This is a genomic window from Bartonella saheliensis, assembly GCF_902162175.1.
On record NZ_LR607211.1, the window covers coordinates 20,350 to 31,451 of the forward strand.

At 39.5% G+C, this 11,102-nt stretch carries 10 protein-coding genes; 8 read left to right on the top strand and 2 right to left on the bottom strand.

The features are described from left to right. Positions 1–22: 22 nt before the first annotated feature. The 3 genes from FS875_RS06160 (at position 23) to FS875_RS10825 (ending at position 2,922) form a co-directional block, all read left to right on the top strand. A complete protein-coding gene (locus FS875_RS06160; RefSeq protein WP_144754522.1) occupies positions 23–529 on the top strand; it encodes a hypothetical protein in 507 nt (168 codons plus the stop codon). Positions 530–544: 15 nt separating this feature from the next. Continuing rightward, positions 545–721: a hypothetical protein gene (locus tag FS875_RS10185; RefSeq protein WP_166428890.1), complete on the top strand. Its 177-nt coding sequence runs from the start codon at positions 545–547 to the stop codon at positions 719–721. 2,072 nt (positions 722–2,793) lie between these two features. Beyond that, positions 2,794–2,922 (top strand): hypothetical protein, encoded by a 129-nt coding sequence (locus tag FS875_RS10825; RefSeq protein ID WP_281282249.1) that lies wholly within the window; start codon positions 2,794–2,796, stop codon positions 2,920–2,922. Between the two features lie 491 nt (positions 2,923–3,413). On the opposite strand, the gene FS875_RS06165 is transcribed toward FS875_RS10825, so the two are convergent. Beyond that, on the bottom strand, positions 3,414–3,929 hold the full coding sequence (locus tag FS875_RS06165) for a Rossmann-fold NAD(P)-binding domain-containing protein (protein WP_144754525.1): 516 nt from the start codon (positions 3,927–3,929) through the stop codon (positions 3,414–3,416). Positions 3,930–4,206: 277 nt separating this feature from the next. On the opposite strand from FS875_RS06165, the gene FS875_RS06170 reads away from it, so the two are divergent. The 5 genes from FS875_RS06170 (at position 4,207) to FS875_RS06195 (ending at position 8,555) form a co-directional block, all read left to right on the top strand. Further along, positions 4,207–4,398 carry a hypothetical protein gene (locus FS875_RS06170; protein WP_144754528.1) on the top strand — a complete coding sequence of 64 codons (192 nt, stop codon included), beginning with the start codon at positions 4,207–4,209 and terminating at the stop codon, positions 4,396–4,398. A 354-nt stretch (positions 4,399–4,752) separates the two neighbouring features. Next, positions 4,753–5,319, top strand: a complete 567-nt coding sequence (locus FS875_RS06175; RefSeq protein ID WP_144754531.1) for a hypothetical protein — start codon at positions 4,753–4,755, stop codon at positions 5,317–5,319. Positions 5,320–5,651: 332 nt separating this feature from the next. Further along, positions 5,652–6,218 carry a hypothetical protein gene (locus tag FS875_RS06185; RefSeq protein WP_144754534.1) on the top strand — a complete coding sequence of 189 codons (567 nt, stop codon included), beginning with the start codon at positions 5,652–5,654 and terminating at the stop codon, positions 6,216–6,218. Between the two features lie 794 nt (positions 6,219–7,012). Next, on the top strand, positions 7,013–7,381 hold the full coding sequence (locus tag FS875_RS06190; RefSeq protein WP_144754537.1) for a hypothetical protein: 369 nt from the start codon (positions 7,013–7,015) through the stop codon (positions 7,379–7,381). A 19-nt stretch (positions 7,382–7,400) separates the two neighbouring features. Beyond that, a complete protein-coding gene (locus FS875_RS06195) occupies positions 7,401–8,555 on the top strand; it encodes a DUF6990 domain-containing protein (RefSeq protein WP_144754540.1) in 1,155 nt (384 codons plus the stop codon). A 1,104-nt stretch (positions 8,556–9,659) separates the two neighbouring features. Here the strand turns inward: FS875_RS06195 and FS875_RS06200 are convergent. After that, positions 9,660–9,983, bottom strand: coding sequence for a hypothetical protein (locus tag FS875_RS06200; RefSeq protein ID WP_144754543.1), 324 nt, complete (start codon positions 9,981–9,983; stop codon positions 9,660–9,662). Positions 9,984–11,102: the final 1,119 nt, after the last annotated feature.

Here is an 11,102-nt window from a genome sequence, read left to right on the forward strand (position 1 = left end):
TGGCTGTTTTCTTATCGAGGCTGTGACGGTTTTTGCTCTTTTTGTCACGATGGCCATTGTGGCCCCTTATTATTCTTTAATTAAGCGTTTGAGGCTCTATTTTAGAGTGAAAAAACAAAGACGTTTGATGAAAGAACAGCCGCAGCAGTTTTGTTTCTCTAAAAAAAGCCTCAAAGAGATCGTGCAGCAAAATTTAGTGCTGAACACAGAAATAAGTTCCTATGCGTTTAAAAAATGGCTCTCTTTTTCCAATAAAGATTATGTCATCCACGTATGCCTCTCTTTTATGGTTATGGTTTTCAAAGTTTATGTCTATGTGACTTTCTATACAGAGATAAATTTTTTGCACGATGAGAAGAGATTTGTTTCTATGAATATTTTCTTTTTTTACTTTGTTGTTTTCTCGGTCTGTATTTTGGCAACGGTTCCTGTTATTGTAATCCTTCGTGAAATTTTAACCTCTCGGCTAAAAAAGAAAATTCAGCAATTGGAAGAAGTGACTAAAGTCCCCCAATCAATTAATTTATAAAGGGGAGAGGATAAAATGCATAACGAAATGCTAGAAGCTGCCACGGTGGTTTTAATGATTCTGCTGGGAGGGCTTTTGGATTTGTTCTTAACGCTCCCTATTATGGCACTGTATATTTCTTTTATCAAACGTTTGATATCTTATTATAAGGTTACACGGCAATTAAACGCAGCGCTGAAAAAACGTCTGTAGCCCTCAATGATGTAGAGGCATCCTTTTAGATTATGCCCTTGCTCCATGGTTTTGAGGGGGGGGCATAGGGGCTATGGTGCACACCGTTGTTTCTTTTATTTTACATTTGCCTTTTTCTTTTCCTTTTTTTGAAGGGGATTAAATTAGCCGTCTTGAGATGATATTGAATTTATACAGTTTTCTTTAAATAAGCAAAGTTGTAAAAGCGTGGAGCTGTAAAGGCAATGGGGCTTGGTCAAGAGTATGAGGGTTGTGGGAAGGATGGTTGGGTGAAGAGGGCGAATAGAGGCAGGGTATTTGAGAGAAAGGGCTATAGGGTTTGCGGGTGAAACAATAGAAAGCGTTTTGGGAAGAGTTGTCAATAAGTTGGAATGGTGTGGGAGCGTTGGGGAAAGTTTTTTGGGAAGATGGGTGGAAAGGGTGGAGAAAATTGAGGAATGGGAACTGATGCCAATCAATTGGTTTGAAATGATATTGGCGTTTTCCTTTTTTCTGTAAATAATTAAAATCATAAAAGTGTATATCTGTAAAGGCAAAGGGGTTTGGTCAAGAGTATGAGGGTTATGGGAAGGATAATTGGGTAAAGGGCGCGAATAGAGGTGAGCGAATAGAGGCAGGGTATTTGAGAGAAAGGGCTATAGGGTTTGCGGGTGAAACAATAGAAAGCGTTTTAGGAAGAGTTGTCAATAAGTTGGAATGGTGTGGGAGCGTTGGGGAAAGTTTTTTGAAAAGATGGGGTTTGAGAAGGAGGTGGGGAGGTGTTTTGTACCACTTTATTGAAAGATTGGCTTTTAAAAGTATCGACTTTATTGTCTTCTCAAGATTGCCATGGGCGATTATTTTGAAAATGGCAAGTTTTGAAGAGTGGTGTCTTTTTATATAAATTGTTGGAAGGTTTTCGTATTACATTTGCTATTGTTTGAAAGGGGATTAAATCAGTTGTCTTAAGATGATATTGAACCTCTACAGTTTTCTGTAAATAATCAAAGTCGTAAAAGCGTGGAGCTGTAAGCGCAAGGAGGTGCGCTTGACTAAGCGCATGAGAGGGCGCGAATAGAGGTGGGCAAATGGAGGCAGGGTGTTTGAGAGAAAGGGCTATAGGGTTTGCGGGTGAAACAATAGAAAGCGTTTTAGGAAGAGTTGTCAATAAGTTGTAATGGTGTGGGGGCGTTGGGGAAAGTTTTTTGAAAAGATGGGGTTTGAGAAGGAGGTGGGGAGGTGTTTTGTACCACTTTATTGAAAGATTGGCTTTTAAAAGTATCGACTTTATTGTCTTCTCAAGATTGCCATGGGCGATTATTTTGAAAATGGCAAGTTTTGAAGAGTGGTGTCTTTTTATATAAATTGTTGGAAGGTTTTCGTATTACATTTGCTATTGTTTGAAAGGGGATTAAATCAGTTGTCTTAAGATGATATTGAACCTCTACAGTTTTCTTTAAATAAGCAAAGTCGTAAAAGCGTGGAGCTGTAAAGGCAATGGGCTTTGGTCAAGAGTATGAGGGTTGTGGGAATGATAGTCGGGTGAAGGGAGTGTGAATAGAGGTGTAGGGGCAAATGGAGAGTCTGGAAGAGTATAGAGGAACGGTTGAAATGGTGGGAAGAGTTGGGAGAAAGTTTTGGGAAAAAGGATGAATTGGTAGAAAAAATTGAGGGATGGGAAGGCTGTTGTGTGGAGCATGATGTTTGAGGAGGGTGTAGGGGTGCTGAAGAGCTAAGGAAAATGAGGAACATGTGTGGTACTCTCTGCTTCTTTTATCAAATGCTTTTTACCATAAGGTTACACGGCAATTAAACGCAGCGCTGAAAAAGCGTATGTCATCCTCAATGGTGTAGAGGCATCCTTTTAGATTATGCTTTTGCTCCATGGTTTTGAGGGGGCATAGGAGCTATGGTGCACACCGTTGTTTCTTTTATTTTACATTTGCCTTTGTTTGAAGGGGGCTGATGATCAGTCGTGTTAAGATGATATTGGCTCTCTCCTTTTTTCTGTAAATAATTAAAGTCGTAAAAGCGTGGAGCTGTAAGCGCAAGGAGGTGCGCTTGATTAAGCGCATGAGAGGGCGTGAGTAGAGGTGGGCAAATGGAGAGTCTGGAGAGAGCATAGAGGAAAGGTTGAATTGGCGTGGAGAAATTGGGGAAAGTTTTTTGGGAAGATGGGTGGAAAGGATGAGGGAATTGAGGGAAAGGGAGATGATGATTAATAGGCTTGAGATAGCATTGGCGTTTTCCTTTTTTCTGTAAATAATTAAAATCATAAAAGTGTATATCTGTAAAGGCAAAGGGGTTTGGTCAAGAGTATGAGGGTTATGGGAAGGATGGTCGGGTGAAGAGGGAGAATAGAGGTGGGTGAATTGAGGCAGGGTATTTGAGAGAAAGAGCTATAGGGTTTGCGGGTGAAACGATAGAAAGCGTTTTGGGAAGAGGTGTCAATAAGTTGGAATGGCGTGGGAAGAGTTGGGGAAAGTTTTTTGAAAAGATGGGGTTTGAGAAGGAGGTGGGGAGGTGTTTTGTACCATTTTATTGAAAGATTTGGTTTTTAAAAGTATCGACTTTATTGTCTTTTCAAATTGTCATGGGGGCGTGTTTATTCTCAATGCGCATGATTTTGAGAAAGTGTCATTTAAAAGAACGTTTTGAGCACAGAGTTTGGAGGGCGCTTGCTTGGTTAAGAAAAGCAAAAGGAGGGATTGAATTATAAGTTTTGTTTCTTCATATGATTTTTTATGGCATCGAGGATCTGTTGACTTATTTCCTTATGGGTCAGCCAGCGTGGACCTTTTGACGTTGTCTTTTGTCCTAATTGAATAGAGATGAAATCAACCTTATTTTTGCGTGCGCACTCAGTGATCATTTGATCATGGATGGTGGAACCAAAAACATGAAGAATACACGGTGGTTTAGGTAAAAGCGCTAGCTGTTCAATTAATGCGCAAGAAAAGGCAAAGGCGGATGAATGAATCCATAATATGCAATATTTTAAACCATGCCATTGCTTCACGGCTTCTAAAAACTTTATCTTTGATGCCGCACAATCATAGTCCAACAGGATGCACAACTGCTGTTTTTGTAATGCCTCAAGCTGGACTTTGGGGGAAAGAAAGCGTGCGGCGATAATCGCTTCTTTGGGCTTAAGGGATTGGCAAAAAGGAGAAAGCATTCCTGTGCCCCCTACCACTAAATAACGATAATGCGCATTCTTTTTTTGCATCTCCCCTCCCTTTGCTCTAAATGCGTTGCTTTAAAAATATACACATTTCATCAGAAAATTGTTCACAATGTGTTTGTATCTTTTTCCTTATAACTTGCCAAGGAAAACCTTTATCCTCTGAGGAAAAGTCTTTGTTTAAAAGAGATTATTTGACATCATGCGTCCCCCATAAAGCGGACGCACTGACCTGCAATCAATGTGCAGATGGTCGTGTGCATTTTGGGTTGCACTCTCATGAGAGATAAGCCCAACGGGTTTATTTCAAAAGGCATTATAAGTGCAAGAATCAAGCGTATTTTTTAAAAAACACGGCTATGAAGCCTTTAAAAAAGGGCATTGGCGAGAAGAGCCTCCTCGAGCTGTTGCGATGGTTTTTACAAACTGTGAGCGCAGGGGTGGCTGTGAGGTGGTGCGGTGTGGGGATGGTTGCCCCATGGCGGTGGGATATGGCGGTTGTGGGTGTGGGTGAGGTATTATGATGAGACTGTTAAAGTCATGGGGGATGATGGAATGAGGTGCTGTATTTTTATAGACTTATCAGAGTGTTATATCACTCATGAGGGGTGATGAAATGGGGGTGAGGCTTGTTGGTTTGGCTGTGTTCAGGTGCGTGCTTCTTTAAAACAAAACCGCGAGGGGGTGGTCTTTAATGATTGACACCATCAAGATTGAGAATATCCCTTGTATTTGGGCAATATCGGGAATATCTCGTGTGTTTTAGTGCCTTCTCTGTAAAGGATTTTATTGGGTGAGAATGCGTTTTACTTAAGGGATGATTTGTGTCAAGAAAGAAAAAACAGTTTTGTAAATAAGGGAAGAGCAAATGAAGGGGGAAAACTCAACAGGGGATAAAGAACCGCGCTCTTTTGCTCTGGAAGAGTCCTTTCTTTCCTATAAAGCGCATAGCATCATTTGTCTTATTTCTGGAATCATTGCGCTGTGTCGGTGGGTTTTTTTGATAGTCTTAGAATTTAAGAAGCCGTTGACTGTTGCTCAAGAAAATATGCTTTTTGCCTTCTTTGTGTTGCGTGAAGTCATTATGGTCTGTGTGTTTGCTGTGATGCCTGTTCTCTTAGTACTTTATCTCATCTTAACACATTTGTTGAAAAAAAACATTCAGCAGTTGAATAAAATTCTTCAGCAACGGGGTCAAATAACTGATCAACAAAACCATCCCGCAAAAAACCATAGAGAAAATATAAGACGTTTTTTTATCGCATTCCTTTGCTTTATCATTTTGTTTGAAGTCTCTTTTACGGCAGGCGTTGTTATGCTTATTTTAGAACTTTATTCTTTTTTCTTCAAGCGTGTGAGACTGTATTGTACCGTGAAACGCGAATTAAAACATGTCAGACAAGAGCCAAATAGAGCGCTCTCGCCATTGTCGTGAGGGGGAAAACCATGTTCAGCCATTCTCGTGATACAACGCATGACACAAGAAAAGGGGGTGAAGAATTATCAGATAAAGAGGGTGATGGTGCCTATTGTCATTTGTGATGAGGGTGATGCTCTTAGTCATTTGGAGAGCAAGAGTGTTAAAAAATCTCTTTTAAAAAAATCTCTCAGAGATTTATTCGGAAACAAGGGAAGAGTTATGCGTCACACTTTTCGTGGGGCTTAATTAAAAGAGGGGAGCTTAAAAGAGGGGTGTTTAAAAGAGCGGGCGTGAAAAAAGAAATGTGCTTATATAAAAATGCGTTTGTATAAAAAAGGCAAGAGAAAATGAAGGAGAAAAATTCAACATTTTATAACGAACTGATTAATCTTTCTGGGAAAGAGTATTCTTCTGTGCGAGAGTGTTTTGTCATTTGTCTCCTCTCACTGATGATTGAGCTTGGAAACCGCACCTTCTTTCTACCTTTGTTAGAGTCCCAAGAGCAATTGACAGGGGGACAGGTGAGTTCCTTTTTCCTCGCTGTATGTGAGCTCTGGACAGTTATTGGCGTGGGTGTTGTGGTTTTGACCCCCGTTATGGTGATCCTCTACATCATATTGTGGTGTTTGTTGCTTAAAAAGGCGCGCATATTGAACAAAATAAATGAGCAACGGGGGAGAATAACTCTTCAGCAAAAACGCTATAAAAAGGGTGCGTGGGTAAAAATGGACGAGATTTTTGTTATGATATTGGGTCTTGTCTTTATATTCGTGACAGCTTGGTTTGCGGTTATTCCCATGATGATTTTGCAACTTTATTATGGTGTCTTTAAGTTGGCGAGAAGATATTTTTGTTTAAAAAAAGAACTAAAAAGCCTGTTGAAAGAGCAGGAGACAGCTTTTGAAAAATCATGAGCGAAGGAAAAACTCTAAAAAAATGCTGAGAAATTGAACATTGATGGGGAGTGTTCTCGATAACATTTTGCCTTTGAAGTTTTTTGAGGGGCTTTGCCATATAACATTTCTCTAAAAGGGGGAGGGTGAATGGCATTTTTGGGAAAAAGCTTGAATTGTAGACTGTCATTGATAGGCTGTGGGGGGTTAAAGACCATGTGGGGTTAAAGACCGCGTGGGACTAAAGAAATGTGGGGTTCCCCTAGAGTTTAGAGTGCGTTTGGGGCTTATTTCATCATTTGAGTGGGGAAGATAGGTAAAAGAGCAGTTTTGGGTCCTATTAAGATGTTTTGCCTGTGTTTTTTTTGTTTTCTTCAAGCAGTGCTTATCAAATTTTCAAGAGCGTCTCAGTGTGGTGTTAAGGGTTAGAGAAATTTTAGGGCGTTTTCTATTTTTAGATGCTTTGTTCATTGAGCCTTGGAGATGAACTCTAGTCGTGTGAGGGCGAGGAAATTTTCTTGACAAAAGGGGGAATTTTGACTGATGTGTTTTAAAGATTAGCGCGGGTTGAAATTCTTCACTGTTTGAGGAAGGCAAGAGGGGGAAAGATCCCACGAATATTGTTATTTTTTATGATTTTTATCATGACGCAAGCCATAAAGCTCTGTGCTCTTTTTTTGATTTTCGCATTTCGCATGTGTGTCTTATGCGCCAATTGGCAAAAAAAGATCCAGAAATGAGAAGAAGCACTCTTGTGTATGAGAGCAGATAAACTCTCTAGCATATAGGCTTTGTCAAAGAGTGAGAGGGAATAAATGAAAGAGAAAAATTGGACATCAGAGCAAGAAACGCATAAAAGCGCCCATTCTTTTGCGTTCCAGCAAGCGTTACTTTCAACAAAGGATTATAAAATTATCTTCGCTCTTGCTGTGACCATTATCTTTTGGAGAATGATTCTAGAAATACCAGATGTCTTAAATTGGCAGCTAACAGGGTGGCAATATGTGCTGCATCTCGTGATCTTTAAGGCAACGCTCATCATAATGGTCTGTGCTCTTTTTTTGATTCCGGTGATGTTTCGAATTCGGACCAATGTGACGGGTCAATTGCAAAAAAATATTCAGAAATTAGAAGAAGCACTCTCTGTACGAGAGCAGATAAACTCTCTCTCGCATAGGCTTTAGCAGAGAATGAGAGGGGAAAATGAACAATAATCCTATCGTCGTAAGTCTCTTGGATCCCGAGCTCTGGGTGGTTACGGCTATTTCCATGGTCATTATCATGTTGGTTTTGGCTCTTTATGTTTCTGTCTTCAAACGGATGAAAATGAATTTCCAAGTGAAAGGCGAGCTGGAACGTGTGCTGAAAGAAAATGATCTGGCAACACAGCAGTTTTGGAAGGACGAAGCCAAGGCGCAGAAAAGGCGTTTGCAACAAGAGGGAAAAGAGTTCTTAGTCGATGATGATGAAATTCTCACCATGGAAAGCGCAACAGAACTTTTGAAAAGTCTGGGGTGGTCCGTGGAATTGTTGAGAAAAGGAGATCATTTGGCGACCTTCTTTTTACCCGATCGCGAAGTGCAGTTTCTCTATAACGAGAAACACATAGAAGAATTTTCACCCTTTGATCGTGGACTTCTGGTGATGAGCGGTGTTTTTGCGGCGGCTTGTCAGACCATTAATCCTTATAGTTCTGGGGTTTTGCCAACGGTATTTATAAATTTTGTCCCTAATGGATTGGAAATTCATGAAGAGAAAGTGAGTGCGCAGCGCTTAAAGAAAGAACTTGATAAAACTTTAGAATGGGTAATGGAAGATGATTCTTTGCATGAAATGCTTTGCTCTCAATATCGTATTCCACCTTGGGAAAGAGACTCTTTAGTATGGTCAACCGTTGAAGCAGAGCTAGCTCCTTATGCGTTGTTGCATCTTGGAGCTCTTGCCTTGCTGGGGGATGTGGAGACATTAGCTTCTTATGATGAAAGTTTTACGGCAGGCGAAAAGCTTGGCTTTGATGAAACCATTGAAAAAATCCATCTGGAACGCGCGATGGTAATGGCGCAAGAGGTGAAAAGGCTAGGAAATTTCAGTTACGATCTGCTGGAACAGGTTGCAAAGATCTTCTCCATAGAAGTGAATGGCTATCAATTGTTCAGAGTGAGAAATCCTTATTTATGTCATCAAAAACGAGATTTGCATCAAAAAATAGTCGAGGAGAAAAAACAAGAATTAAGGCAACAAGGATACGATGTGAGTGATGAACCTCTTGTTATAGAAGCTGAGGGGGTAAAACATTCTCCTGATATTACTTATATCAAAGAGGGTAAAATCGCATTTATGGATATAAAAATTGATTAGTTTCCTGAAGGTATTGAAGAGCGCCTTCTGATTTGATGACAGTCTTTATTGAAAGAAGCATGAGCACTATGATTGAAAGGTTTTCTCCCCAAAGCAATACAAAAAAGATACAAGAAAAATACAAGGGCAAAATACACAATAAAAGCACAATAGAAGGGCTGGAAAAAATCAAAAAGTACAGCAACTTTTAAAAAAGTAAGCTGAAAATATTTTTTTCTCAAGATGAGGGGCAAAGTTACGTGATGGTCAATTTGTCCCTTTTTTATTTTTTAAAGATCTATTCCTTTTTTTTAAGAAAAGTCACTTTATTATGTGAAAAAAAGCGCGCTAGAGATAAGAAAATATTTAAGCTTAAGTGAAAAAAAACATCATTATTGACTGCGTAAAATACTGTTCTTTCCGGTGTGGGGATATTTTCATAGATTCTGGTGTTTTTTGTGAAAGTTGGTGTTTTTTGTGAAAATCTGTGATGAATATTTGAGGATAAGATTTACCAAAAGAGCGTATAAAAAGCTTTCCTTTAAAGTGGGGGGCTTTAAAAGTGGGGAGCCCTAGTAGAGGGATTGAAGCGCGCAAGAGGCGAAAACAGTTTAAAAAACACTGGATTTTTTAAAGATTGAGAAATTTTGTTTCTTCGGCTGAAGAGAAAGTATTCTGACAAAATATTATCTTTTAAGGCGTGGAGATAAGGGTTAGAGAAATTTTAGGGGAATTTCATATTTTGAGGCACTTTATTCATCGAAATTTGGATTCATCAAGGTTTTGGTTTATCAAGGCTTAGAAGTCAGTTCTCGTGGTATAGGGGGACATTGAAGTTGGGGGATAAGGCATTTTCTTAAAAAGAGAGAGGAATTGACTGGGAAAACGGCAGAATTGTGGTCTATCCTTGACGAAAAACAGTATGGGATGGAGAGCTTTAAGGGCTAGAGCTTAAGAGCCATTCAAGAGGGGGAAAGATTAAATCAAGTGCTGTTTTTGAATGACTAATTTTTATCTATAAAATACCATACAAATTAAAATAAAAGGCCTTTTAAAAAAGGCCTTTTATTTCATTTTATATTATACACAAAATGTATAAAACTTTATTTTAAACACTTTTTTATCTTATACTTTTGCAGAAACCATTTGCAGAAAATATATCAATATTGAGCCTAAAAAACTAGCAATGGCATTCAATAAATTTTTTCCTTTTTCATAGATATCATTTATTGATGCTTGCTCTGATGCAGTTCTATTTGCTGTTCTCAGTATATTCAATGTATCCAATGGGCTCATTACTTGTTTAAAAAGATGCAAATGTGTCTTTTTAACAGTATAAGGAGCAACAATAGGAGAGGGCGCTTGATTGACTATACGATCAGACTTTTGAATCGCAAGAGCTAAACCGCTTGTAATCGCCCCCGCTATAAAAAAATATCTGATATTCATAGTTTTCTCCTATATTTATTTCTATAAATAAATATCGATACGTATCATATATAGATTCACTTTAAATGACTATAGTAAAATTACAACAATCATAAAAAAGAATAAACTTTGTCTACATTTTGACAAAATTTGCTCTTAATTGCCTAAATCAATTCTTTAATGATTCCATTTTATGGATGTTTTAAAAAAGCTTAAAAGCTCTGTCCGTGAAGTGGAATCCTGTAAGATGGGTGGCAAAAGAACTGCTGTAAAAGTTCTTTTCGTGCCATTGATCAAAGATTTGTAAAATGAGGGTTCATTAAAATTAAAATGAGATGTGATGAAAATTGAGTCAACCCTGTAAAGGGAAGGCTGCATTCATTTTATGCTTAAGTGCACCCTCTATTAAGATTGGATACATGCCTATCAAGGGTTAGGCGTGTATCCCTTGAGGGGAAGGATGCACTCTTTTGAGGGCTAGAGTGCATCCTCTACTAAGATTGGGTACATGCCTTATGAGGGTTAGGCGTGTATCCCTTGAGGGGAAGGATGCACTCTTTTATGCAAGGCAGAGTGCATCCTTTATGAGATTGGATACATGCCGTATGAGGGTTGGGATGTATCCGATGGGGAAGGATGCACTCTTTATGAGGGCTAGAGTGCATCCTCCTCTACTAAGATTGGGTACATGCCTTATGAGGGTTAGGCGTGTATCCCTTGAGGGGAAGGATGCACTCTTTTGAGGGCTAGAGTGCATCCTCTACTAAGATTGGGTACATGCCTTATGAGGGTTAGGCGTGTATCCCTTGAGGGGAAGGATGCACTCTTTTATGCAAGGCAGAGTGCATCCTTTATGAGATTGGATACATGCCGTATGAGGGTTGGGATGTATCCGATGGGGAAGGATGCACTCTTTATGAGGGCTAGAGTGCATCCTCCTCTACTAAGATTGGGTACATGCCTTATGAGGGTTAGGCGTGTATCCCTTGAGGGGAAGGATGCACTCTTTTGAGGGCTAGAGTGCATCCTCTACTAAGATTGGGTACATGCCTTATGAGGGTTAGGCGTGTATCCCTTGAGGGGAAGGATGCACTCTTTATGAAGGCTAGAGTGCATCCTCTACTAAGATTGGGTACATGC

What these genes read in the sequence shown, in the direction of transcription:
- FS875_RS10185 (WP_166428890.1), top strand. Translation starts at nt 545, where the DNA reads ATGCATAACGAAATGCTAGAAGCTGCCACGGTGGTTTTAATGATTCTG.
- FS875_RS06165 (WP_144754525.1), bottom strand. Translation starts at nt 3,929, where the DNA reads ATGCAAAAAAAGAATGCGCATTATCGTTATTTAGTGGTAGGGGGCACA.
- FS875_RS06175 (WP_144754531.1), top strand. Translation starts at nt 4,753, where the DNA reads ATGAAGGGGGAAAACTCAACAGGGGATAAAGAACCGCGCTCTTTTGCT.
- FS875_RS06185 (WP_144754534.1), top strand. Translation starts at nt 5,652, where the DNA reads ATGAAGGAGAAAAATTCAACATTTTATAACGAACTGATTAATCTTTCT.
- FS875_RS06190 (WP_144754537.1), top strand. Translation starts at nt 7,013, where the DNA reads ATGAAAGAGAAAAATTGGACATCAGAGCAAGAAACGCATAAAAGCGCC.
- FS875_RS06195 (WP_144754540.1), top strand. Translation starts at nt 7,401, where the DNA reads ATGAACAATAATCCTATCGTCGTAAGTCTCTTGGATCCCGAGCTCTGG.
- FS875_RS06200 (WP_144754543.1), bottom strand. Translation starts at nt 9,983, where the DNA reads ATGAATATCAGATATTTTTTTATAGCGGGGGCGATTACAAGCGGTTTA.